This window comes from Stenotrophomonas sp. GW821-FHT09E08 (assembly GCF_059416125.1).
In genome coordinates, this window is the sequence record NZ_JBWKOO010000004.1 from 285,588 (window position 1) to 310,700 (window position 25,113).

Genomic DNA, 25,113 nt, shown 5'->3' on the forward strand with positions numbered 1-25,113 from the left:
GATTCGCCGGCGCGGACGGAATGTGCCAACCAAGGTTGGCACCTACCAGAGCAGGGTCAGGCCAGAGCGGAGAGGGCCTGCACGAGCGCATCCATCTGCTCCGGACGGGTGAACACCGACGGTGTCACCCGCACGCACGCGCCGGACTCCAACCCGTCGCGATGGGTGGTGAACACGCGATGCTCATCCAGCAGGCGCTTCTGCAACGCGATGTTGTCGGCCACGCTGGTGCGCCCCCGCAGGCGGAAGCTGGCCAATGCACTGGCCAACGCCGGATCCGGTGACGACAGCACCTCGATATGCGCCATCTGCCGCGCCGCCACCGTCCAACGCTCACGCAGGTAGCGCAGCCGCGTCTGCTTGTTCGCTGCGCCGATGCGCTGATGCAGCGCGATGGCCTCCGGCAGCGCCAGATAGGCCGCGAAGTTGACCGTGCCGGTGTGCACGCGACTGCCCACGCGGCCGTCGTCGGTCTCCCCCATGTACGAATCCAGGTCGGCCACGCGTCCTTTGCGCACGTACATCGCGCCCACGCCCACCGGTGCGCCGATCCACTTGTGCAGGTTGATGCCAACGAAATCGGCCTTCAGGTCCGGCACCGCGTAGTCGATCTGGCCAAAGCCATGTGCAGCATCGACAATCACATCGATGCCGCGCGCCCGCGCACGCTCGGCGAGCTCGGCCACCGGCAGCACCAGCCCATGGCGGTGGCTGACCTGGGTCAGCAGTACCAGTTTCAGGCGCGGCAGGCGCGCGAACGCCTCATCGTAGGCCTGCAGGATCTGCTCATGGGTGGGCACCACCGGCAGTGCGATGCGCTCGACCTGCACGCCACGACGCTGCTGCAGCCAGCGCATCGCGTTGATCATGCTGTCGTAGTCGACGTCGGCGTACAGCACCTGGTCGCCTGCAGCCAGCCGGTTGTAGCCGCCGATCAGCGCGAGCATCGCTTCGGTGGCGCCACGGGTCAGCGCGATCTCGGCGGCGCCGACGCCAAGCATGTCGGCCACCTGCCGATGCACGGCCATGTACTGCGCCGGGAACTCACGACGGCCGTACCAGGCGTTGCCACGGTTCACCTCGGCGGTGTGGCGCTGGTAGCTGGCCAGCGTCTCACGGCCCATCGCACCCCAGTAGCCGTTTTCCAGGTGGTTCACTTCATCGGTGATGTCGAAGTGGCTGGCCACAGCGGCCCAGTAGCCTTCATCGCGGGCCAGCACGTCCGGCGCCACGGTCGTTGCGGGAATCTGCATGGGCGCAGCGTAGCGCGCGGCGGCCGTGGCGGGCAGTGAAGACAGTGCGGCTGCGGCCGGCAGCAGGGTACCGGCTCGCAGCAGGTTACGGCGGCGGCTGTCCATCAGAAGCTCAGCCGGTACTGCGCGTACAGGTTGGCACCGTCGGTGTCATACGGCGCGTTGCGCGAGTAGACCAGGCCACGGCTGGCCTGGAAGACCGCCTCGTCCGGGTAGCGGTCCAGCACATTGTCGGCGCCGACGCGCAGGCTATGGTGCTCGTTGATGCGATAGCCCACGGCGAGGTCGAGGAAGCTCATCGCGCCGAAGCGCTGGTAGATATCGCCCACCGCATTGCCGCTGGCGTCGGTCCAGGCACCGTAGTAGCGCATGCGCGCCATCAACGACCAGGCACCGATGTCCCAGCTGCCGGTGAGGCTGCCCTTGTGCTCGGGCAGGCGATCTTCGAACAACACGCGCTGGGTCTCATTGGTGGCCACCGAGGTGCTGCCGTTGTCCACTCGCGTACGGTTGTAGTTGTAGGCCAGGGTCAGCGTCATACGGCCGGCACCGAGATCGCGCAGGTAGTTGCCGACCACGTCCACGCCGGTGGTGGTGGTATCGAAGTCATTGGTGAAGTAGTTCACCGAGGTATAGCCCAGCGGATTGGGAGTACCAGCCGGAATGGCGAAACTGGCCGACTGGCTGAAGCGGTCGGAGAGCTTGATCTGGTAGACGTCCACCGAACCGGACAGGCCCAGGTCGGTGCGCCAGGTCAAGCCCAGCGACGCGGTACGCGATTCCTCCGGCTTCAGCGGCCTGGCGCCGAGCAGCTGCGCCAGCGGATCGTTCGGCGACAGACGACCACTGGTGAAGATCTGCAGCGTGCGCGTATCCAGGCCCTGGGTGGTGCTGGTGGTGTTGAGCTGCGCGGGTGTCGGCGCACGGAAGCCGGTGGACACCGTGCCACGCAGGGCCAGATCCGGGGTGATCGCGAAGCGCGCCGAGAGCTTGCCGTCCAGCGTGCTGCCGAAACTGGAGAAGTCTTCATAGCGGCTGGCCGCACCGATACTCCAGCGCTCGCCCAGCGGCACTTCCATATCCACGTAGGCGGCCTTGCTGCGCTGGCTCCACTGCCCGGCCTGGCTGGCCGAGAAGCCCGGCGCGCCGTTGGAATTGGCCTCCAGGCCTGCCGCTGCGCCCGGGCCCACCGCGTACGAGGCCGGATCACCGGCACGCACCTGGTAGGTCTCCTGGCGGAACTCACCACCGAAGGCGACGTTGATCGGCTTGGACAGCCCAGCCACGTCCCACTCGTAGTTGAAGTCGGCGTTGGCGTTCTTCTCGGTCTGGGTCAGGCGGCCGAGATCGAATGCGGTGGGGCTGGCCGGGCCGAGCGAGGCGTTGATCGAGTTTTTCAGGCTGTAGTCGATCGCGTTGCGGCCGTACGAGGCGCTGACATCCCAGCGCAGCTTGGGCGTGATCTCGCCACGCAGGCCACCGACCAGCTGCAGGTCGTTCTGGACGTTGCCGTACTGCGGGCTGAAGCCCACCGGATAGATCGAACGCAGGTTCCAACCGGGGAAGATCGCCGCAGTGCGGTAGGCACCGGTGGTGGTATCCGGATTGCGCCAGTTGAAATCGCTGACGCCATCGCTGTGGCTGTACAGGCCGAACGCATACAGCTCCAGCGTGTCGCTGGCGTTGGCCTTCACGTTGAAGCCGACGCGGCGGCTTTCCAGTTCCGGTTGGCCCCAGCGCTGTACCGGGTTGGGCACGTCCAGCTCCGGATGTGCAGCCTGGAAGGCGATCGCATCCGGGCGCTGGCGGGTGCGCGAGGTGGCGTCGGAGTTCGACGATTCGGCGAACAGCACCAGGCTGCCGTAGTCACCCAGCGACCAGCCGGTGCGTGCACTGAAGTCGCGCGAGGCGCCATCGCCCTGTGCGTACTGCGAGTAGCCGGCAGTAATCTCGGTACCGGGGCCATCTTCGAGAATGATGTTGATGACACCGGCGATGGCATCCGAACCGTACTGCGCCGAGGCACCATCGCGCAGCACTTCGATGCGCTTGATCGCACTGGTCGGAATCTGTGCCAGGTCAGCCGCCTGCGCGCCACGGTTGCCGAGCAGCGCGCTGCGGTGGAAGCGGCGACCGTTGACCAGCACCAGCGTCTGGTCCGGCGACAGGCCACGCAGCGTGGCCGGGCGTACGAACACCTGGCCATCCGCCATCGGCAGGCGCTGCACCACGAACGACGGCACCAGCTGCGCCAGCACGTCCTTCAGATCGGTCGTCTCGACGGACTTGATGTCTTCCTTGGTGAATACGTCCACCGGCGCCAGCGTTTCGAACTGGGTGCGGTTGGAGGCGCGGGTGCCGGTGACCAGCATCGCGTCGAGCTGGGTGGGCGCCGCACGGCTGCTGCCCGCGGCATCAACCGCATCGGCCTCCGCTGCGATCGCGCCTCCTGCGCTGGCCATGGAAAGGGCAAGGAGGATGGAACGCGAAAGCTTCGAACGATGCACGGCAGGGCTCCGGGAGGACGCGACAGGGCCAGCACCTGTGCGGACACAACAGGCCTGGACAAGGCGCGCAGTGTCGGCGCGATGTGTGAAGGAGCCATGACGTCAGTACGACAGCTTGATGCCGCACGGGCGCACGCGCAGGCAGTGGACGCGGCGCTGCGGCTCTTTGGCCTGTCCCTGCGCTAGTGGCCGCCGGGCATGGCCCGGCGCTACAGTGGGTGCGTCCACGGAGGATCGATCATGCGCCTGCTGTACCTCACCCTGCCGGCATCCGACGTCGCCACCGTCGCCGCGTATTTCCACGATGTACTGCAGCAGCGCGTGGTCGGCAATCATGTGCACATCGGCTGGAGCACGATCGAACTGCAGCCGGCGGGTGACCACCCTGTCGGTGGCGTGCACCTGGCCTTCAACGTACCGGACAACCGCTTCAGCGAGGCGATGACCTGGTTGCGTGAGCGCACGCCGCTGCAACGCAATCCGGCGGGACTGGACTACTTCGCGCTGGAGAGCAGCTGGCAGTCGCAGTCGGTGTACTTCACCGGCCCTGACGGCCTGATCCTGGAACTGATCGGCCGCCGCCGTTTGCCGGCCAGCGCGCGCGAAGGCGCGTTCCATGGCAGCGAGCTGACCTGCCTGAGCGAAGTCGGCCTGCCCAGCCACGATGTCGATGCCGTGCGGGCACAATCACAACAGCGTTTCGGTCTGGAACCGATCAGTACGGCCTCGCCGCAGTTCGCGCCGATGGGCGACGACGAGGGCCTGCTGATCGTGGTCGCTGCCGATCGCCGCTGGTTCCCCGAGCAGAAAGACCTGCCCAATGCGCAGGGCCTGCAGCTGCGGGTGGGAGATGTCGCCGGCATCGGAGAGCTCTGCGACGTCGCACTAGGCTGGCGCGTCGCATCGACCTGAGGCGACGATCCAAGCGTGATGCGCGCTACTGCACGCGCGTGCCCTGCCCCGCCTCGATCTGCGCATGCAGCGCCTGCAGCTGCGCGGCGGTCTGGTTGAAGACCTGCAGATCCGCGTCCACCAGGGCCTGCCAATCCGGTGCGTGGCCCAGCAGCTGTGCCACCTGTTCCTGCGGCGCGCGGTCGAAGCCCTCGCCCAGCACGCCGAGATAGCGCTGGCGGAACCCTTCCGGATCGCGCTGGTCCTGCACATAGAGCTGCACGGCCAGCAGGCCCGCATACAGATAGTTCACCAGATAGTTCGGATCTTCATACATCAGGCGCTTGGCGATCCAGCTGTTGCGCAGCTGCGGATAGCGCTCCGGTTGCTGGCCGAAGCGCGCCAGCACCTGGCCGGTCAGCGCATCCAGATCGTCGGCGGTACCCAACGTGCCTGCGGCAACGCCGCGATAGATCGACTGCTCCAGCTGCGCTTCCTCGGAAGAGGTGAACAGCTGCAGCACCATGTCGTCCAGCAGTGACTTCAGATAATAAGCTTTGGCACGCGGATCCTGTGCCTGCTGGTAAAGCTGGTCGCGGAAGCGCAGCTCGTTGTAGATCGCGAACGCCTCGGCCAGCCACTGGCTGCCATTGCGCTGCAGCGGCGACGCATGACCGCGCTGCATCCATTCACCATGCACGGCATGACCGGCTTCATGTGCGATCTCGACATCGCTTTCCAGATCACCGCTACGCACGCCAACGAACAACATCGCCGGCACACCGGGAGCGCTCACCGAGAACGCGTCCTGGCTGCGGTCACCGCGTTCGGTGGCCAGATCCATACGCTGGTTGGCCGGATCGAGCAGCGCGCGCAGTTCGGCGACGTACGCAGGCCCCAGATGCTGCATGGCATCGGCGGCGTTGTCGCGCAGCTGCGCCAGCGTCAGCACCGGTGGCGTATAGCCGGCATCTGGCAGCGTGGTGTCCCAGATCTGCGGCGCGTCGATGCCGGATCGCGCAGCGTGGTGCAGCAGCATGTCCTGATAGGCGCGGCGGTCGCCGGCGTGATGTTCGATCGCTACCAGCGTTGCATCCACTGCGGCGGTGTCCAGGCCCATGCGCTGGTAGCCACGTGCTGGCGCCGAACCATCGCCCTGCAGGCGTGCGGCGGCGTCGTTCACCTGTACCAGCCCCAACAGCACCGAGGCCATTGGCTCGCGGCGCGACTGCAGCCCCTGCCAGTAGCCCTTCCAGCCCGCCTCGCGCAATGCGCGATCCGGTTGCAGCGACAGTGCCCGCTTGTCGCGCCCAGCATCCCAGTGCCGACCATCACGCTCGATCTGCGGGTACTCGGCACTGCGCAGGATCTGCCCACGCAGGCGCGCGAAACTGTCCAACGCCGGATCGGCCAGCGCATCCACCGCCTCGTCCAGCGCGGCATTGGCCGGAGCGGCAGCCTCCTTCAGCCCACGCGCGCGCAGGAAAGCGTAGGGCGCGGCCCACGCCGCGTCCGCAGGCGCCGCGCGCAGGGCGGCGCGACCAGTGCGGGCGATGCGGCTGCACAGCCCCATTGCCTGCTCCATCGCCTGTGCCGGACGATGATCACGTGCGTTGCGGGCGGACTGCAGATGCAGGTAGGCGAGATGACGCAGGCACTGCGCTTCCAATACCTCGGCCTGCTGGAAGCGTTCCACGGGCGCGAGGGTGGAAGCGTGCTGCAGGGCCTCGACGCGCTTGCCCAGCGCATCACGCGCGGTCTGTTCGGCCGCGGCCTTGGCGAAGTAGGCGCGATCGTCGGCGTGCACCGACTGTGCCTGAGCGCCGCTGAAGGGGGCTATCGCCAATACGGCGGCAATGGCGGTGGTGGTGGCGTGCTTCCTGAAAACCTGCATCGGCGTCTCCCTGCCTGGACCAGGCTTCGAGCCTAGCAGCCGCTGCCCCGCCGTGCCTGTGCCGGATCGGGCCTCAGATCGACTCATCCTCACGCTTGACCAGCGCCCAGCAGGGCGCCTGCGTGAAGGTGTAGGTCTGCTGGTCGCTGCTGTCCGGCGTGCGGATCTGCACCTGGCGTTGCCCGTCAGCCAGCGTGCTGACCTGCATTTCGCGGCCCTGCCCGGCCAGCGCGGCAGGATCGGGCATCACCGGCCACTCCACATCGGCCAGCGCCAACCGGCTTTCCACCTTGCGCGGTTCCGGCTCGGCCTCCGCGTCGATGTAGCTGTCCAGCAGCGGATCGGCGGTGGCCTTCTCCTGCAGGGTGATCTCGTTGCCGAAGTGCTTCAGGAACGCATCGAAGTCCGGGTACGGGCATTCACTGCTGGCAGGCATCGGTGCGGGCTGGATCGCTGCCGCCGTGGACGACGGCGCGGGACGTGCAGGTGCGGTTTCCGTGGGCGTCGACTGCGGCGCAGGTCTGCAGGCGACCAACGCTACGCCAACGGCGAGCATCAGCAGTGCCTGGAAACGATATCGACGCATGGGCTTATCCTGAATCCGGTCCGGTCGCTCCATGCTACCGCGCACCCTACAATTCCGGCATTCCGCCTGTCCGAGAATTCCATGCACCGCCTCCTGCTCCTGATCGGCCTGCTGTTGCCCGCCCTGTGGCCGGCCGTGGCGATGGCCGTCGATGTCCACGAGGGCGACCTGCTGTTCGTCACCGCCGGCCGCAGCGGCCTCAGCGCCGCCATCGACGATGCCACCGGCAAGCAGAGCGCGCCCAGCTTCGATCATGTCGCGCTGGTCGCTTCCGCGCCGAAGGGCTGGGAGGTATTGCATGCCGACGAGAAGGGATCGCGGCGGCAATCGCTGTCCGAGCTCCGCCAGGACGCGAGAGCAAAGCAGCGGCAGATCGTGGTCTATCGCCTGCGCGCACCGCAGCAGGCGGCAATCAAGGATGCAATCGCCACCGCGCGCACGATGCTCGGCAAGCCGTACAACACGTCGTATGTGTTGAACGATGACAGCTACTACTGCTCGGACTTCATCGAACGTGCGTTCCGTGCGCACCACGTGTTTGCGCTGCAGCCGATGAACTTCCGCAACCCGCAGACCGGGGAGATTTCCCAGCACTGGATTGACCTGTATCGCGGCATGGGCATGGAGGTGCCGCAGGATCAGCCCGGCAGCAATCCCAACGACATGTCGGCGGCACCGGTGTTGCAGCGCATTGGCGTGCTGGAATAAGCGAAGCCCCGCACGTGGCGGGGCTTCACCGGTCACTCCGCATGCACGGCGCGGTCATTCTTCTTCGTCGTTGCCGCCCTGCTGCTGGTTCTGGTTGCGCTTCTGCTGTTCCTGCTGCTGTTGCTGCTGCTGGTCACGGCCACGACCCTGCTGCTGATCCTGCTGGTTCTGCTGGCCCTGTTGTTTCTGGTTCGGGTTCTGGTTCTGCTGTGCCATGTCCGATCTCCAAAGCCACTCGCGGAATGCGGTGGACGTGGCCATCGTCTGCAGCAAATGGTTAATCACGCGTGGGGGGGCGGCTACATCTGTGTGTACGCCTGTGAATGAACACGCAGAAGCCCTTGTGGCACAAGCGGCTGAAGGATTCATGCGGGTTCGGCATGTGTTCATGCCGTCGTCAACGGTGCACGCATTCATGGCGTTCGCAGCCGGAAACACGCGCTGAACGAGGTTGGCTTCCCAACGCACGCAGGGAAGCCTACCCTCCATTCAGGGCATCACCGGCGGCACATACGCCAGGGTCATGCCCAGCAGCCACAGCAGGCCCAGCACCAGCGGAATGTGCACCAGCAGCTGGATGAAGGTGAAGCCGACGATGTCGCGCGCCTTCAGGCCCAGCACGCCCAGCAATGGCAGCATCCAGAACGGGTTGATCAGGTTCGGCAGCGCTTCGGCCGCGTTGTAGACCTGCACCGCCCAGCCCAGGTGTGCCTTCAGTTCGTTGGCGGCCTGCATCACGTATGGCGCTTCGATGATCCACTTGCCGCCACCGGAGGGCACGAAGAAGCCCAGCACCGCCGAGTAGACGCCCATCACCAGCGCGAACGTATCGGTGCTGGCTACGTGCACGAACAGGCTCGACAGCCGGTGCGCCAGCGTCTGTCCATCGCCGCCGGCAGCATGGGTGAGAATCATCGCGATGCCACCGTACAACGGGAACTGGATCAGCACGCCGGTGGTGCTCGGTACCGCCTTGGCGACCGCGTTGAGGAAGCTGCGCGGCCGCCAGTGCAGCAGCAGGCCCAGCGAAATGAACAGAAAGTTGTAGGTGTTGAGGTTGGCGATGGCCGTGACCAGCGGCTTGTTGGCGAACTCGTTGAACAGCCAGCCGAACGCCAGCAGTGAGAGCAGCACGGTCAGCAGCGGACTGTACTCCAGCCATTCGCCCGGGCGCGTGCGGCGCTGCAGTGGTTCCGGCTCGGCCTGCGCAGCGCCGGGGAAGTCTTCAGCGGTACGGGCGCTGCCGGCGGCCGGTGCGGTCAGCCAGGCGATCAGCAACGAGACCAGGATCAACACCGCGGTCAGTGCGATCGACTGCCACAGGAAAATGGTTTCAGTGAACGGCAGGACGCCGGTGATCTCGACCAGCCCCGGCGGCATGCTGGCCGGGTTGGCCTGCAGCTGCGCGGCCGACGAGCTCAATCCCATCGCCCACACCGCACCCAGACCGAGATAAGCCGAGGCACCGGCCGCGCGGTAGTCCATGCGCAGCTCGGTGCGGCGAGCCAGCGCGCGGACCAGCAGGCCGCCGAACACCAGCGAGAAGCCCCAGCTGAGCAGCGAGGCGAGCATGCTGACCAGGCCCACGTACACCACCGCACCACGGCCGGTGCGCGGCACACGGGCAAGGAAATCGATGAAGCGTGCGACCACCGGTGCAGTGGCCACGGCATAGCCACCGATGACCACGAAGGCCATCTGCATGGTGAAGGGAATCAGGCTCCAGAAGCCGTCGCCGAAGGCACTGGCGGTAGCCTGCGGGGTGGAGCCGAAGCTCATCGCCGCCAGCGCGACAATGACCACGCCCAGCACCGCGAACACGTACGCATCGGGGAACCATTTTTCCGCCCAGGCGGCCGAGCGCAGCGCAGCGCGCGCCATCCAGCCGTCCTGTACTGCTGCCGTCGAGGCCATCACCTACCCTCCCAGGTTCGATGGCTCGATTCTGGGCGGTGGGGTGCGGGCTGTCAGCCACCTATTGGTCGTAGGTGGCCGGTGGCGGTGGTGCCGGCCGCTGGCCGGCAACCTCGAGATTACGCACGGGTGCAGCCGGCCAGCGGCCGGCTCTACCTCACCTTGGGTTCAACGCAGCGCCAGATCCACGGCAATGCCGGAAAACAGCGCGGCGCCCACCCAGTTGTTGTGCAGGAACGCCTTGAAGCACGGGCCGCGCTCGCGGTTGCGGCAGATCCAGAACTCGTACACCACCAGCGCGGTGGCCACGGCCACGCCCACCAGGTAGTAGCCACCCAGCCCGCCACGCACGCCGACCAGCGCCATGGTGGCCAGGAACAGTGCGTACAGCACGCCCTGGATGACCAGGTCGAGGTCACCGAACAGGATCGCGGTGGAGTGAGAGCCCATCTTCAGGTCGTCCTCGCGGTCGACCATGGCGTACCAGGTGTCGTAGGCGGTGGACCACAGGATGTTGCCGGCATACAGCAGCCAGCCCAGCAGCGGCACCTCGCCCTGCACGGCGGCGAACGCCATCGGGATGCCCCAGCCGAACGACATGCCCAGGTAGACCTGCGGCAGATGGGTGTAGCGCTTCAGGTACGGGTAGCTGGCGGCCAGGAACACACCGATGAAGCTGAGGCCAATGGTCAGGCCGTTCAGGGTCAACACCAGGCCGAACGCCACCAGCATCAGCACGGCGAACAACGCCAGCGCAGCGCGGCCACTGATCGCACCGGTGGCCAGCGGGCGCGCCTTGGTGCGCTCCACGTGCGGATCCAGCCAGCGGTCGGCATAGTCGTTGATGACGCAACCGGCCGAGCGGGTCAGCCACACGCCGGCGGTGAACACGAACAGGGTCCACAGCGGCGGCAGGCCGCCTGCGGCCAACCACAACGCCCACCAGGTGGGCCACAGCAGCAGCAGCGTGCCGATCGGGCGATCAGCGCGCATCAGACTCCAGTAATGCCGCCAACGCGGCGTCGCCGGCGACTGCGGCGAAGTGAGGGGGGTATCAGCCATGGCGATAGGATACTCCTGCCCCTCTTGCAGGGCTTTGCCCATGGGGGGAGATTTGTTCGGCGAAACTGGATAGAATGCCGGTCCCGCACCGCCTCATGGCGCTGCGATGCCCGCCCCGGCACTGGTCGGTGGCGCGGCGGTTCTACAACGCGCCCGTAGCTCAGCCGGATAGAGTAGTGGCTTCCGAAGCCATTGGTCGGGGGTTCGAATCCCTCCGGGCGCGCCATCTCCCCTATTGTTGCCTGCACGCTGCCAGCCCGCGCTGGACGATGTCGCGTGCTTCATCAACACTGCGCGCATGACGCCACCGGATCTGCTGAAGCTGGCGGCAGGCGCTGCGATTCTCGGCCTGGCCGCGTTGTCCACCGGAGTGAGCTTCGGCCGCGCTCGGCGTGGCAGTTACCTGCTCACCACCTTCTTCGCCTGTTTCGCCGCCGCGAACCTGTTCGGACTGGTGCTGTTGGGTGGCCAGGCCTGGCTCTCACCCGATGCCGTACGCTGGTTGCGGGTCATCGAAGTGCCGCTGGTCTATCTTCTGGGCCCGCTGCTGTACGGCCATGCGCGTGCGCTGCTGGCGCCTGCGCCGGACCGCGCATCGTTGCTGCCGCTCGCGCATCTGCTGCCGGCAATGCTCGCGTTCGTCATTTCCCTGTTGAACGCTGTTGCGCCTTTCGAGGCCTCGCCCTTGGGCAAGGTGCTGTTCCAGCTCAGCTTCCATGGCTGGCTGCTGCAGGGCGCGCCCTACCTGCTGGCCACGCTGTGGCTGTCACTGCGCACGTCTTCGTCTCCGCGCGGAACCGCCATCCAACACAGCGGATTGCGCGGGCTGGCGATCGTGATGGCGGGCTGCTGGCTTGCCAGCACGATGAACCGGTGGCCGCCGGATGCCGCTCCACTGCTGGCCAGCATCGGGCTCAGTCTGCTGACCACCGCCGGCATGTATCTGCTGGCCTGCCACGTAGTGCGCCAGCAGCTGCGCGCACCGATGAGCATCGCAGCACCGGGCATGGGGAATCTCATCCCCGCGCCCATCGAAGACGTCGCTGTCGCACGCTACGAGCGCTCGGGCATCGACGCGGCGCAATGCGCGGCCATCGCCAGCGCGCTGACCGCATTGATGCAGGGCGAACGCCTGCATGAGGCCCCGGGACTCGATCTCCAGGGCTTGAGCCAGCACAGCGGCTGGTCACCCAACCAGGTCTCGCAGGCGCTCAACCAAGGTCTGGGCCAGAGCTTCTCCGAGTTCGTGACCGGTTTCCGCATCACGGCCGCGAAGTCCTTCCTCTCCGACCCGGCTGACCCACGCAGCGTGCTGGACATCGGCCTTGCCGCCGGCTTCGGCAGCAAGTCCACCTTCAACAGTGCGTTCAAGCGCGCCACCGGGAAGACGCCCAGCGAGTACCGCCGCAGCCGCGCCACGTCCGGCTGAACGTCCAATCCTTCACGCCCGGTCGAACGACGCCCGCCGCTGCGTTGCCATCAGCGCTCGACCCGACGAAGAAGGTGATGCGATGCGATGGCAACGGATGATGTTCGGCCTGCTGTGGATGCTGGCGGTTCCCGTGCAGGCTGCGGTGGGGGATGCGGCGGGTGTGCTGGCCCGGGCCCGTGCAGCCAGTGGCGGCGAGCCGTGGCTGTCGGTACAGCGCCTGCAGGCTGAGGGCGAGCAGTCGCTCGGTGGCTTGCACGGGCGCTGGCAGCTCAACCAGGACCTGCGCGCCGGTCGCTATGCCGAACAGGCGCAGCTGGGAGCCTTCACCGTCGCCCAGGGGTTCGACGGCCAGCTGTCCTGGCGGCGTGACTATGGCGGCGAGGTCGGCCTGCTGGACGGCACCGTGCCACGCCGCACCGCGCGCACGCAGGCGTGGCTGGCCACCCGCGCCTACTGGTCCAGCGCCTATCCCGCCTCGCGCTTTGCCGCGCCCCGCACCGAGGCTCTGAATGGCCGGCGCTATACCGTCCTGGCCACGAAGCCGGAGGGCGCGGACCCGATCGAACTCTGGTTCGACACCCGCAGTGGCCTGCTCGGCCGGGTGGTCATCGCCTCCGCGCGCACACCCACCGCCACCACGCTGGAAGACTACCGGGCGGTCGATGGCCTGCTGCTGCCCCATCGCATCATCACCGACACCCTCGATGCCCAAGGCCGTGCCGATCCACGATTGCGCAGCGACGTGCAGGTGCAGCGCTACCGGGTGGATTTCCCTGTGCCGGATGGGCTGTATGCACCACCAGCGATGGCCGACGACAGCTACATCGAGGATGCCAGAGGCACCACTCGCGTCCCGTTCGACCTGATCAACAACCATGTCTACGTCGAGGCCGAAGTGGACGGCCAGCCGGCGCGATTCCTGGTGGATACCGGCGCCATCAACCTGCTGACACCGACCGCCGCCAAGCGACTGGGGCTGACCACGGCGGGTCGCCTGAGCGTGCATGGTGCCGGCGACAACGCCAGCGACCTGGGCCTGGCACAGGCCCGCCACCTGCGCATCGGTGGCGCGCACCTTGCAAACCCGGTGTTCCACATCATCGACCTCGGCCAGCAGATCAACTCGATGGGCGTGCCGCACGATGGCTTCATCGGCTACGAGACCTTCCTGCGCTTCGTCACCACCTTCGACTACGGCGCGCGCGTGCTCAGCTTCACCCGGCCTGGCCACTACCAGCCACCTGCCAACGCGGTGGTGCTGCCGTTCGAGCAGGACGACCGCGCGCCGGTATTGAACGGCGAACTGGACGGCATCCCGCTGCGGTTGTGGCTGGACACCGGCTCACGCAACTCGCTGAGCCTGAGCAGCCCATTCGTGCTCACCCATCATCTGCTGGAGAAGTACCGCGCCAGTGAGGAGGCGGTCCTTGGGTGGGGCATCGGTGGTCCGGGCCGCGCGCAACCTGCTCGGCTCGGTGTGCTCGGCATGGGCAGCATCAAGGTCAGCGGCCTGGTCGGTGATCTATCCACCACCGACAAAGGCGCGCTGGCCCTGGCCGACTACGGTGCGATCCTGGGCGGTGGCGTGCTGCGCCGATTCTCCATGGGCATCGATTACGACGCCAAGCGCCTCTATCTGGTGCCCAATGCCGAAAGTACGCAGCCGGATGCCTTCGACCGCAGTGGGTTGTGGCTGCAGGCCGAGAACGACGCATTGCGGGTAGCGGATGTAGCGCCGACCAGCGCCGGTGCACGCGCCGGGCTGCGCAAGGATGATCGCATCGTCATGATTGCGGGAGAGCCGATTGCCTCTCAGATGTTGGGAGACTGGCGTGCGCTGCTGCGCGAGCGCCCGGTCGGAACGCGCGTGGGCATCCGTTATCTGCGCGATGGCCGGCAGGTGGATACCGAACTGGCGCTGGCGGACCGGGTGAAGGAGCGCTGGCCTGCCGATTGAGCTGGGACCGATGCGAACACAGTAGAACATCCATCGATAGCCATCATTGAATGCGGCTGCGCTGCGCCGGTTCTGCGGTGCCGCCGGTGGATGGTCCGCCCGGCCTGCGCGCATAGCTGTAATCGGGATCCCGGCAGGCGCGCACGATCGGACTTCGTGCGTGCCTGATCACGCCGGGGAACCAGGACAACACCAACACCACGGCCCAGATCGCAGCCAACCAGAACCATCTACCCGAGGCATAGGCCCAGATCATGGGCAATGCAGCCAGCAGCACGACGATCTGCGTATACAGCAGGTAGAGCGTATGCAGGCCCAAGCGGGGATCCGAGCGCAGCACCACGCCACATTCCCTGCATGCCGTCTTCGCCTGCCGTCTCGATGCGCAAAGCAGCGGGAATCGCTGCCCGGCAGCGCCGCAAAGTGGACACGTGAAGGTCAGCACGCGCATCCGGAAGCTCCTCTCCACCGATTGGCGTCATCTGCCAGGTACGTATCCGAGCCTAGCATGGGCGTGGCAGGGGGGCCCCAGATACAGCAACGCCGGGCAGTGCCCGGCGTTGTGTTCAAAACAGTCCAGCATGACTCGACTCTACAGAGAGCGGATCAATACCTGCCGTCGAACGCAAAAATCGGCTTACGCTGCTTCCACGCACCGGCGGTGAAGTCCGGGAACTCCAGCGTCTGGAAACTGTTGGCGATCGACTGCTCGCTCAACGGGGTAATCGCGCTCCACGTCACTGCGTCGTAGATGTCGATCGGCATCGGCGCCTTGGCCTTCAGCGCTTCCACGAACGCATGGATCACGAACCAGTCCATGCCACCGTGACCAGCACTGGCGGCGGTGTCGGCATTCTGCTTCCACAGCGGGTGTTCGTATTCGTCCTGGTACTTCTTGAACTCTTCCCACTGGTGCGGTGGGCTGCGGCCTTCGATGTGGATTGAATGGTTCACATCCATCCACAGGCCCTTGGTGCCCTGCACGCGGAAGCCCATCGAGTACGGGCGCGGCAGCGAGGTATCGTGCTGCAGCAGGATGGTCTCGCCGTTCTCGCAGGCCAGCGTGGTGGTCACGATGTCGCCCAGCTTGAACTTCACCTTGGTACTGGGATGCGTGGTGCCGCCACTCTTGGCCACGGTGTATTCGTGCAGGCCGCGCGCCTTGGTCGCGAAGGCGTTGATGTGGGTGAAGCGGTTGCCGCGATTGATGCCGGTGTACATCGCGCACGGGCCGATGCCGTGGCTGGGGTAGAGCTCACCATTGCGCTCCACCGAATGCTCGGTACGCCAGCGTGCTTCGCTCCAGCCCTTGGGGCCGAACTCCACGCCGCTGTCGTAGGGCTGGTTCGGGTCACCGGAATTGAACTTCACGCCGCGCAGGTCGTGCTGGTAGCCGGCCTGCAGGTGCACCAGCTCGCCGAACAGCCCCTGGCGCACCATCTGCAGTGCGGCCATCACATCGCGTCGGTAGCAGACGTTCTCCAGCAGCATGTACGGGGTGCCGGTACTCAGCTGGGTCTTCAACACGTCCCAGTGATCCTGCAGGGTGATGCCGGCCACCACTTCACAGCCCACTGCCACGCCAGCCTGCATCGCGGCAATCGCCATCGGCGCGTGGTACTCCCACGGCGTGGCGATGATCACGCCATCGATGCCCTTCTGTTCCAGCAGGCGCTTCCAGGCGTTGGTGTCGCGGTCCTGGCCGTAGGTCTTCGGGGCCGGTTTGCCGGCCTTGCTGACCATCTCCACGGCGCGGCCGAGCATGATCGGCTCGATATCGCAGACGGCAACCACCTCGACGTCGTCTCGGCGCACAAGTTCCTTCAGCAGCACCAGGCCACGCATGCCGGTACCGATCATGGCCAGGCGCACCTTGCGCCCACGTGCCCAGGCCGGGGTCTGCGGCAGCAGGCTGCTGGCGGCGACAGCGGCGCTGGCCGCGATGAATTCCCTACGCTTCATGGCAAACATCTCTCCTCTTGGCAGCGTGCCGGCCGCAGCCGGCACGCCAGGTCACGCAAACGGAATTACTTGAACCGATAGCCGATGGTCACACTGTAACCACGACCGAAGATCGTTGCGTAGTCACTGGAGTCACCCAGGAAGCTGTTCGGGTCGTAGAACGGCAGGCGGTTGAACAGGTTCTTGACGGTGAAGCTCAGGTTCCACGCATCATCCGGGCGCCAGGTGACGCTCATGTTGGCGGTCCACCACGACGGTGCACCATCACACTTGCTCTTCTGCAGGGCCAGGTAGCCGCCGGTGCAGGTTTCCTTGTTGTTGCTCACCTCATCAACCTGGTCGGTGGCCCACTTGGTGCCGCCCACGTAGTTGACGAACATGCTGGTGGTCACCTGCTTGTAGGTCCAGTCGGCATTGAGCGTGGCACGCAGGCGCGGGTTGTTGTAGTAGCCCACCACGTCGCCGTAGTACCAGCCGCTCGCTTCATCCATGTAGAAGCGGTTGCGGTTGGCGATGGTGGCAGCCAGGCCGATGTTCAGGTTGCCCCAATCACCCAGCGAGAAGCGGCTGCGCGCGTCGATGTCGAAGCCGTCGATCAGGGTCTTGCCACGGTTCTTGTACTGGCCCACCACGCTGGCCACGTTGCCGGCGGAGTAGCCTGGCAGCGTCGAGGGACAGTTCACGCCACTGGCCGGGTCGGCACACATCGCCGCCAGCTGCGCCAGGTTGGCACGGTCGCTGTCGGTGATCGGCGAACGCGACGAGGAGATGATGTCTTCCATGCGGCGGTAGTCCGGCGCAACGATTTCATTGTCGCGGTAGATGAACCAGTAGTCGGCCGACACCGACAGCCAGGTTGCCGGCTCGTAGACGAAACCAAGGGTAGCGATCTTCGCCTTCTCAGGCTTCAGGTCCTTGTTCGGCTGGGTCATGCGTGCCACGGTGCGGCTGCAATCGACGTTCAGCAGGTTCTTGCCGAGATCCACGTCACCCGGGCGCTGCGACCTCAGCAGCAGGTTGGCGATGGCGTTGGTCTCGTTGCAGCGCAGCTCGTCACGGTAGCCGCCCAGCTGCGCGAACACGCCGCCGTTGCCGGACTCGGCCAGGCTCGGTGCACGGAAGCCGGTGGAGTAGGTGCCGCGCAGCATCAGCTGATCGAACGCCTGGTACTTGAAGCCGATCTTCGGCGCGATGTTGGCGCTGAAGTTCGGGTACTTGTCCACGCGCACCGCCGCATCCAGTTCCAGCTTGTCGGTGATCGGCGCCACGGTCTCGGCGAACAGCGCGTAGGTGTTGCGCTTGCCATCGAACCAGGAACCACCCTGCTGGGTGATCAGGCCGTTGGCCGCATCGGCGTTGCCCGGGGTATAGAAGGTCTCACGGCTGGCGTTGAAGCCAAACGCGGCGCGCATCTCACCGGCCGGCAGCTGGAACAGCGGGCCTTCGATCTTGCCGTCCAGGGTGTGCAGGCGGGTCCACGACTGGATGTCGAAGGTCGGGAACGCTTCACGGATCAATGCAGCGTTGGCTTCGCTGATCTCGCCGAACTTGTACGCCGGGTGGTCGGAGATGATCACGCGGCCGGTACCCGGATCGATCGTGTACGGACCGAAGGCCTTCTCGAAGCCCTTGGTATTGACGTTGATCGTCTGATAGGTGGTGGAGTGGGTACCCGCGCTGGCGAACGCGGTCTCCCAGTTCCAGTCACCCCTGCTGCCGCGCGCACCGGCCAGCACGCGGTAGCTCTTGTCGGTGTTGCGCTGGCCGAAGTAGTTGGCGCCGGCATCCTGCAGCAGGTAGTTCAGGCCGACCACTCCGCCCATCATCGCCTTCATTTCAGGGCTTGCGTGGTTGTACTCGTTGTTCGGGCCCAGGAACGGGTACAGGAACTGGTTGACGTTGTTGCCGGTGTTGCGCGAGAACCAGCTGGTCGGGTTGCCGGTGGTAGTGCCGTAGGTGCGCGGCGTGCCGCCATTGGCGCGCAGGTCGATGTCGGTGTAGGTCGCCTCGGCGAAGATCTCGGTGCTCTCACCCACCAGGAAGGTGCCGTTGAGGTAGGCGGTGTTGCGCTCGGACTTGGCGCCGGCATCGATCTCGTTGTTCATCCAGGTTTCCCAGACGCAACGCGGACCGGCCGCTTCACTGGTCAGCACGTTCTTGCAGCCCGGTGCGGCTTCCTGCACGCGGCGGCCGGTGACCGGATCGAAGGCGAAGTAGCTGCCCGGGTTGAACTCGCCCGGCCTGCTGCCCACGCCCAGGCGCAGGTTGTTGAGGTAGTTCGGGTTGTTGACGTAGTACTGGTCGGGCCGCTTGTCGTAGAAATCGCTGAGCGGAATCGCATCGCGGCGGTACATGTTCACCGCGCCGTAGATGTTGAAGCGGTTCTCGGTCAGGTCGCCGAAGCCAGCGGTGATGCTGGCCTGGCGCTCGCCGTAGGAGTCGATGCGCGAGGAGGTATCGTTGGTGAAGCTGACCTCGGCACCCTGGAAGTTGCGCTTGGTGATCACGTTGATCACGCCGGCCACCGCGTCGGTGCCGTAGACGGCCGAAGCGCCGTCGGTCAGCACTTCCATGCGCTCGATGGCCGCAGCCGGGATCGCATCGATGTTGACGAACTGGGTCTGGAAGCCCGCCGGCGCACCGTAGTACGACAGGCGGCGACCATTCAGCAGCACCAGCGTGCCCTGTGCACCCAGGCCGCGCAGATTGGCCTGCGAAGCACCGTCGGAACCAGTGAACAGTGAGCGCGCATCCTGCTGCGCTGGCCGCGCGGCCGGCAGGTTGTCGAGCACCTGCAGCAGCGTGCGCGCACCCATGTTCTGGATGTCCTGCTTGCTGATCACCTGCACCGGCGAGGCGGTTTCAACGTCGGTACGGCGGATGTTGGAGCCGGTGACCTCGATACGGGCCAGGTCGGTGGCCTTGTCCTTGCTCTCCTGGGCGAAGGCAGGAACGGCGACCGACAACAGCACGCCGGCGATGGCCAGCGACAACGGTGCGATCGAACGACAGGGGGGGCGGTGGTGGCGGGCGGGCAACATCGGGGTTCTCTCCTGGCAGGGGTGCGGCGCGAATGGTGGATCGGCGGGCAAAACGCTCCCGGGCCACGGCCCCCACCGTCGTGGTGAAGCCGTAGTCGGAATGGGCGGGGGAGGAGCGGTGTTACGTGGCGGTCATGGGGCGACGATGCTGGCGGAGTCGCCCTCCTGGCCGATCAGCACGGCATTGGCCCAGTTGGCACAGACCTGGGCGGGTTGGCTGCCCTGCGCACCCAGCGTGCGCAGGCTCAGAGTGGAAAGGCCACGGATGTCCAGCTCCGGCTTGACCACGCCGGGCGCCTTCACCAGGCCGCTGTCATACAGCAGGCGGTTGTCGCCCCAGACCTGGAACTGCAGGCCACCGGCCGTGCGGCAGGCGTCGTCAATGCCGAGGTCGGCTCGCAGCAGATGCCAGCCGCCCTGCAGGCGCAGGTCGATGCGGCTGTTGGCGCCGACGCCCAGGCCACGGCGGAACTGCAGGCCGTTCATGCGCATGCCGGCGTCGCCACGGAACGATTGGTCGGTGCGCAGCTGGCTGGCCAGCGCGGCCGGCACCGGCAGCTCGGAGAGATAGCGCTGCCGGGCCGGTCGCTCCGGTTCCTGGTGTTCGAGAATATGGAAGGTGGACAAGGCGATCGGGCCGACGTCGCGCGGCTGCAGCGCATCGAAGGCGCGGGCGCTGCCCTGTGCAGCAGTCACCATCGGGTCGGTGCTGCTGGCGCCGTCGCCCTCGGGGTTCTGCACGCTCAACACACGGAAACGCAGCAGGCGGCCGGCGTGGGCCGGGAAGTCGATGCGCTGCATGCCTTCCTTCAGCTGCAGGCGACCGCGTGCAATCGGTTCACCCCACTCGCCGTTGCTGTCGCCCAGGTACACCTCGTAGTCGCGCACCTGGCCGTGCTTCCAGTTCTTGTCGTTGCGCGGCGCGATGTCGATGCCATCGATCATCTTCCGTTCGCCGAAACCGATCACCCACTCATGGGCACCGGTGCGCACGGCCTGGTTGCGCACGCTGCGGAACCAGGTGGCCGGATCATCATCGAAGGCATTTTCCAGCGCATGGCCGGGTTCTTCGGCCGGGCGGTTGACCACCAGCAGGCTGTCGGCCGGCAGTTCGCGGCCCAGCACCGGTGCGGCCGGATAGGCATCGTCGGCGGCCGCTGCGGTGACGGCGAAGTCCAGCTGCAGCTGCAGCGGCTGGCGGATGTCCTGCGCCGCGGTGCGTACATGCAGGGTGCCGCGACGCTCCTTGGCATCGAAGTACCAACCCTCGCTGGCGCTGTTGAATGCGGTCGCGTCGGCCAGCGCCGGCAGCGCGCGGCCAGCGGCCTGCACCGCACGCGGCGCCTGTCGGCTGAGCACGCGCAGGCCATAGCGGCGCTGTGCCAGCTGGCCGTTGTACTGGCCCTGTACCGCATCGATCTGCACCTGCACCGGGCCACTGCCCTGTGCCGGCGCCTGCACACTGATCCGCTGCGTGCTCGATTCGCCCTGCTGGTAGCGGCGGGTGTTGCCGTCATCTTCGTACAGCGTGTACTGCGAATCACCCTGCGGGTACAGGTCGAAGGTCACTTCATCGAGAGGTTTCTCGCCGTCGAACAGCATCGACGGGTACATCGGCAGGATCGCACCGGCACGCACGAACACCGGCAGCGTGGCCAGGTCCACCTGGCGGTCCAGCTGGCGGCCATCGGCGGCGGCCTGCACGCGGCGGCCGTCCCAGTAGTCGATCCAGCCGCCGGCGGGCAGGTGGATGTCGCGGCGCCAGCCACGGCTGGCGGCCTGGCTGCGGTACACCGGTGCAACCAGCAGGTAGCGGCCGAGCAGGAACTGGTACTTGTAGGTTTCATCCTGCGCGTGCGGATCGCGCGGGTTGTCCCACATCAGGCCACGCACCGGCGGTGCACCGGTCTGCGCAGCCTCATGCACCAGCCCATACATGTACGGGGTCAGGCGCATCTTCAACTTCAGGTAATCGCGGTTGATGCTGCGGTAGGGCTCGTCGTACCACCACGGGTGCTTGCGCGCATTCGACGACCAGCCACTCATGCCCATCAGCACCGGGGTGAACGCCTTCCACTGTAGGTCGCGGGTGAAGGTCTCGGCGCTGCCGCCGAAGATCGCGTCCACATCGCCACTGGCGTAGGCCATGCCGGACAGGCCCGAACCCACCAGGGTCGGCACATGCCAGCGGATGTAGTCCCAGCTGCTGCTCTGGTCGCCGGTCCACGCCACGGCATAGCGCTGGATGCCGGCCCAGCCCATTACCGTCCACAGGAACGGGCGCGAATCGGAATTGTCGAGGATGCCGTTGAACGCCTGGCGGTTGGCATCCATCGCGAACTGGTAGCCCTTGCCGGTCCAGGCCACGTCCAGTTTCTGCACGCGGCTGCCGGCCTTGCCTACTTCCCAGGCGATCTTGTCGACGCCGTTTTCGGTCCACAGGCCGGTGCGGAAACCGTACCCGGCCAGCCCCTTCACCGTCTCCGGCAACTGCTTGTAGCCGCAGCCATAGCCATCGTTGGGCAGGATCCAGCCGCCGGGCATGTCATTGGCGCGATACTGCTTGGCTACGCTGTCGATCACATCGGGGGTGGTGCCGGTCGGGCCGTCGCTCCAGCCCTCGGGCACGGTGCCGGGCTTCTTGCTGTTGTCGCCGTCGTTGTAGCAATCGGCATCGCCGTAGGACAGCGCCCAGCGCGCGACCATGTTCGGGCGGCCGGTCAGCTGGGTGTAGCGCTCGATCAGCTTCGGCAGATCGGCGCCAACGAAGTAGTACGCATCGAAGCGGTCTTCGCGATGCAGCAGGGTGGCCTGGTCGCTCTGCCGCAGGTCGTAGCTGCCATCGCTCCACGTATTGCGCAGCATGCCCCAGCCACGGCTGCTCAGCAGCATCGGTGCCGGGCTGGGGCGGTCGCCCTCTTCCCAACCGCCGGAATAGGACACTTCCAGCTCGCGGCCCTTGAACTGGTAACGGCCGTTCTGCTGGCCGCCACCGTAATAGCCTTCATCGGCCTGCGAGGACAGCACCTGCACGCTCTGCGCCGCATCCAGATCCAGCGGTTGCAGTTCCTGCCAGAGCGCGGTGGGCTGGCCGTTGTCCAGGCGCTCCAGGCGCAGGCGCAACGGCTGCCGCTGCACATGCAGCACCAGTGCATCGGTGCGCACGCGGATCTCCTGCGCGTCTTCTTCCAGCTGTGCCTGCACGTTGGCCTTGGGCTGTGGCAGCACGATCGGCGCGGCCTTGTCGCCGGCACCGGTCAGCTTGCCGTTGCGGCCGGCCTGCACGCGGATGATGTCGGTGGCCGGCAGTTCAATGCGGATGCGCGTGCCGTTGTCGGTCTGCAGGTCCCAGCCATTTACACCGTCGGTGCTGGCACTGGCGCTGACCGAGCGCAGGTTGCCGACCGGTGCGGCCTGGGCCGACAGGGACGCCGACAGCAGTGCCGGCAACAGGGCCAGCAGCAGTGGCGAACGACGAACGCAGATTTCCACACGGACTCCCAACCCGTTCACCGGGCGTTTCGAAAGCGGTTGGGCCGACTCTAGGGCAGCGATTCGAAAGATGTCAACAAATTGAAAGGAAAAAGGAAGATATATTCCATTGAAACGAAAGTTGTTGCGTTGCAATACTTTGTGTAAGCGCTTGCAGCTGCCTGTTAAGCATTGTGCGATACGGCATTCGGTCCTTCCTTTCGTTTTTCTGGGCACCTCGCGGTGGCAAAAGTCACTCCGCCATTTTCTTTCTTTTTACTTTCGATGTTTGACATTTCGAAAGAAAACGCAGATGGTGCGCTGGCCCAACTGGAACCTCCGAATGGACGTCACCCTGCTTTCCGATGTGTCCGCCTGGCAGCGCCGCGGCGGAGCCGATACCGCTACCGAAATCGCCCAGCAGCCTGCGCTGTGGGAAGCCCTCGCACAGGACCTGTCGCGTGCCCGCGACCGCCTGCAGGCCTTCCTTGGCGACAGCCTCAACGATCCCAACCAGCGCGTGCTGTTCACCGGCGCCGGCAGCTCAGGCTTCATCGCCGAAATGGTGGCCGATGCGATAAATGCGCAATGGCCGGCCGAGGTGCGCGTGGTGCACACCACCAGCCTGCTGACCCACCCGGCGCTGTACCTGCAGCGCGACCGCCCGACCCTGCTGGTCTCGTTCGGCCGCAGCGGCTCCAGCCCGGAGAGCGTGGCGGCGGTGGACCGCGTGCGTAGCGACGTGGATGACGCGCGCTTCCTCGACATCACCTGCAACGCCGATGGCGAACTGGCCCGTCGTGGCGCCGGCCGTGCCGATACCTGCACCCTGCTGATGCCGTCGGCCAGCTGCGACCGTGCCTTCGCCATGACCAGCAGCCTGACCTGCATGCTGCTGGCCGCGCTGACCGTGTTTGATCGTTCGCCGTGGGATGCGCGTATCGCGCGTCTGAAACAGATTGCCGCGCTGGCCCGCGAAGGCCAGGCACAGTGGGATGCACCGGTGGCGGCGCTGGCGCAGCGCCCGTTCAACCGCATCATCTACCTCGGCAGCGGCCCGCTGGAAGCGCTGGCACGCGAGTGCGCGCTGAAGGTGCTGGAACTGACCGCCGGCCGCGTGCTGGCGCTGGCCAACACGCCGCTGGGCTTCCGTCATGGCCCGAAGTCGACGCTGGATGGCAACACCCTGGTGGTGGTGCTGCGCAGCGTGCAGCCGCTGGCGCGCCGCTACGAACAGGACCTGCTGGAAGAACTGCGCCGCGATGGCGTGGCCGGCCAGGTACTGGCAATCGGCCCGCATTCGGATATCGGCGCCGATGACGAATATACCCTTACCGTACCGGCACTGGATGATCCGTGGCTGGCGCCGGTGTGGCTGGGCTTTGCGCAGCTGTTCGCGCTGCAGCGCTCGGCTGCGCTCGGGCTGACCCCCGACAATCCGTTCCCGGACGGCACCGTCAACCGCGTCGTCAAGGGCGTCACCATCCACCATGGCTGAGCTGATCGCCCACGCCTGCTACGGCATCGACATCGGCGGCACCAAGATCGAGCTGGTGGTGTGCGATGCGGCGATGCAGGTCAGCTGGCGCCGCCGCGTGGCCACCCCGCAGGGTGACTACGACGGTTTCCTGCAGGCGGTGGTGGAACTGGTGGTCGAGGCCGATGCGGCGCTGGGCCGCAGTGACGCGGCCATCGGCATTGCGCTGCCCGGCGTGCGCGACCGCCGCAGCGGCCGCCAGCTCAGCGCGAACGTTCCCGCGCTGACCGGCCACAGCGTGGCGGCTGATCTGCAGGCACGCCTGCAGCGCCCGCTGCATTTCGGCAACGACCTGCAGTGTTTTGCGCTCTCAGAGGCGCATGGTGGCGCCGCCGATGGCTACCCCAGCATGTTCGGCGCCATCCTCGGCACCGGTGCCGGTGGCGGCTTCTGCCTGCAGGGCCGCCTGTTGTCCGGCTTCAACGGCCTGGCCGGCGAATGGGGCCACTGGAGCGTGCCGGGCCACCTGCTGCAGCGCCACGGCCTGCCGCTGATCGACTGCGCCTGCGGCCTGCAGGGCTGCGTGGAGCGCTACGTGTCCGGTAGTGGCGTGGCAATGATCGAACGCCACCTCGGTGGCAGCGCCGCCGACGCCAGCGCAGTGATCGCACTGGCCGAAGCCGGCGATGCCCGCGCACGCAAGGCTCTGGACATCCATCGCGACCTGCTCGGCCACAGCCTGGCCGCGCTGGTGCTGGCGCTGGACCCGCACGTGATCGTGCTCGGCGGTGGTCTTTCGCAGTATGCGCCGCTGTACCAGCAGTTGCCTGCGGCCATCGCCGCGCATCTGTTCAACGGCGTGCAGGTACCGCCCATCGTGCCGCCACGCTTCGGCGATGCCGGTGGCGCACGTGGAGCTGCCCTGCTCGCCTGCCAACCCTCGTTTTCCTGATGTCCG

The 25,113-nt window shown here is 66.4% G+C and carries 17 protein-coding genes and 1 tRNA gene; 7 read left to right on the top strand and 11 right to left on the bottom strand.

Annotated features, from left to right (window positions below):
• Positions 1-56: 56 nt before the first annotated feature.
• Both AC07M7_RS08245 and AC07M7_RS08250 read right to left on the bottom strand, forming a co-directional pair.
• On the bottom strand, positions 57-1,358 hold the full coding sequence (locus tag AC07M7_RS08245; protein WP_495207103.1) for an aminotransferase class V-fold PLP-dependent enzyme: 1,302 nt from the start codon (positions 1,356-1,358) through the stop codon (positions 57-59).
• Complete coding sequence (locus tag AC07M7_RS08250; RefSeq protein WP_495207104.1) at positions 1,358-3,760, bottom strand: TonB-dependent receptor plug domain-containing protein; 2,403 nt, start codon at positions 3,758-3,760, stop codon at positions 1,358-1,360. The genes AC07M7_RS08245 and AC07M7_RS08250 overlap by 1 nt, the downstream gene beginning before the upstream one ends.
• Before the next feature lie 240 nt (positions 3,761-4,000).
• Here AC07M7_RS08250 and AC07M7_RS08255 point away from each other — a divergent pair, with 240 nt between their 5' ends.
• On the top strand, positions 4,001-4,672 hold the full coding sequence (locus AC07M7_RS08255; RefSeq protein ID WP_495207105.1) for a VOC family protein: 672 nt from the start codon (positions 4,001-4,003) through the stop codon (positions 4,670-4,672).
• A gap of 25 nt (positions 4,673-4,697) precedes the next feature.
• Here the strand turns inward: AC07M7_RS08255 and AC07M7_RS08260 are convergent, their stop codons facing one another.
• Positions 4,698-6,545, bottom strand: coding sequence for a M3 family metallopeptidase (locus tag AC07M7_RS08260; protein WP_495207106.1), 1,848 nt, complete (start codon positions 6,543-6,545; stop codon positions 4,698-4,700).
• Positions 6,546-6,618: 73 nt separating this feature from the next.
• On the bottom strand, positions 6,619-7,131 hold the full coding sequence (locus AC07M7_RS08265; protein WP_495207107.1) for a hypothetical protein: 513 nt from the start codon (positions 7,129-7,131) through the stop codon (positions 6,619-6,621).
• Between the two features lie 81 nt (positions 7,132-7,212).
• Between AC07M7_RS08265 and AC07M7_RS08270 the strand changes: the two genes are divergently transcribed.
• On the top strand, positions 7,213-7,839 hold the full coding sequence (locus AC07M7_RS08270; RefSeq protein WP_495207108.1) for a YiiX/YebB-like N1pC/P60 family cysteine hydrolase: 627 nt from the start codon (positions 7,213-7,215) through the stop codon (positions 7,837-7,839).
• Between the two features lie 54 nt (positions 7,840-7,893).
• On the opposite strand, the gene AC07M7_RS08275 is transcribed toward AC07M7_RS08270, so the two are convergent.
• From AC07M7_RS08275 to ubiA, 3 genes are all read right to left on the bottom strand, one after another.
• The gene (locus AC07M7_RS08275; protein WP_167796845.1) at positions 7,894-8,055 is read right to left on the bottom strand and encodes a hypothetical protein; all 162 of its coding nucleotides are present in this window, start codon (positions 8,053-8,055) and stop codon (positions 7,894-7,896) included.
• A 273-nt stretch (positions 8,056-8,328) separates the two neighbouring features.
• Positions 8,329-9,753, bottom strand: a complete 1,425-nt coding sequence (locus AC07M7_RS08280; protein WP_191850188.1) for a short-chain fatty acid transporter — start codon at positions 9,751-9,753, stop codon at positions 8,329-8,331.
• A 168-nt stretch (positions 9,754-9,921) separates the two neighbouring features.
• Positions 9,922-10,815 carry a 4-hydroxybenzoate octaprenyltransferase gene (gene ubiA, locus AC07M7_RS08285; RefSeq protein ID WP_046984146.1) on the bottom strand — a complete coding sequence of 298 codons (894 nt, stop codon included), beginning with the start codon at positions 10,813-10,815 and terminating at the stop codon, positions 9,922-9,924.
• A gap of 149 nt (positions 10,816-10,964) precedes the next feature.
• Here ubiA and AC07M7_RS08290 point away from each other — a divergent pair.
• The 3 genes from AC07M7_RS08290 to AC07M7_RS08300 all read left to right on the top strand — a co-directional run bounded on the left by AC07M7_RS08290 (position 10,965) and on the right by AC07M7_RS08300 (position 14,204).
• Positions 10,965-11,041 (top strand) — tRNA-Arg (locus AC07M7_RS08290).
• Positions 11,042-11,113: 72 nt separating this feature from the next.
• The gene (locus AC07M7_RS08295) at positions 11,114-12,244 is read left to right on the top strand and encodes a helix-turn-helix domain-containing protein (RefSeq protein ID WP_495207109.1); all 1,131 of its coding nucleotides are present in this window, start codon (positions 11,114-11,116) and stop codon (positions 12,242-12,244) included.
• Positions 12,245-12,326: 82 nt separating this feature from the next.
• Entirely contained in the window at positions 12,327-14,204 is a 1,878-nt protein-coding gene (locus AC07M7_RS08300; RefSeq protein WP_495207110.1) for an aspartyl protease family protein, read from the top strand.
• Between the two features lie 43 nt (positions 14,205-14,247).
• Here AC07M7_RS08300 and AC07M7_RS08305 read toward each other — a convergent pair whose 3' ends face one another.
• From AC07M7_RS08305 to AC07M7_RS08320, 4 genes are all read right to left on the bottom strand, one after another.
• Complete coding sequence (locus AC07M7_RS08305; RefSeq protein WP_426354911.1) at positions 14,248-14,655, bottom strand: hypothetical protein; 408 nt, start codon at positions 14,653-14,655, stop codon at positions 14,248-14,250.
• 155 nt (positions 14,656-14,810) lie between these two features.
• On the bottom strand, positions 14,811-16,166 hold the full coding sequence (locus AC07M7_RS08310; RefSeq protein ID WP_495207111.1) for a Gfo/Idh/MocA family protein: 1,356 nt from the start codon (positions 16,164-16,166) through the stop codon (positions 14,811-14,813).
• Between the two features lie 65 nt (positions 16,167-16,231).
• Complete coding sequence (locus tag AC07M7_RS08315) at positions 16,232-19,207, bottom strand: porin family protein (RefSeq protein WP_495207112.1); 2,976 nt, start codon at positions 19,205-19,207, stop codon at positions 16,232-16,234.
• Between the two features lie 132 nt (positions 19,208-19,339).
• Complete coding sequence (locus tag AC07M7_RS08320; protein ID WP_495207113.1) at positions 19,340-22,699, bottom strand: TIM-barrel domain-containing protein; 3,360 nt, start codon at positions 22,697-22,699, stop codon at positions 19,340-19,342.
• A 322-nt stretch (positions 22,700-23,021) separates the two neighbouring features.
• On the opposite strand from AC07M7_RS08320, the gene AC07M7_RS08325 reads away from it, so the two are divergent.
• Together AC07M7_RS08325 and AC07M7_RS08330 are read left to right on the top strand one after the other, a co-directional pair.
• Positions 23,022-24,176 (top strand): SIS domain-containing protein, encoded by a 1,155-nt coding sequence (locus AC07M7_RS08325; protein ID WP_295380140.1) that lies wholly within the window; start codon positions 23,022-23,024, stop codon positions 24,174-24,176.
• Complete coding sequence (locus AC07M7_RS08330) at positions 24,169-25,107, top strand: ROK family protein (protein ID WP_164157788.1); 939 nt, start codon at positions 24,169-24,171, stop codon at positions 25,105-25,107. Before AC07M7_RS08325 ends, AC07M7_RS08330 begins: the two co-directional genes overlap by 8 nt.
• Positions 25,108-25,113 lie beyond the last annotated feature (6 nt).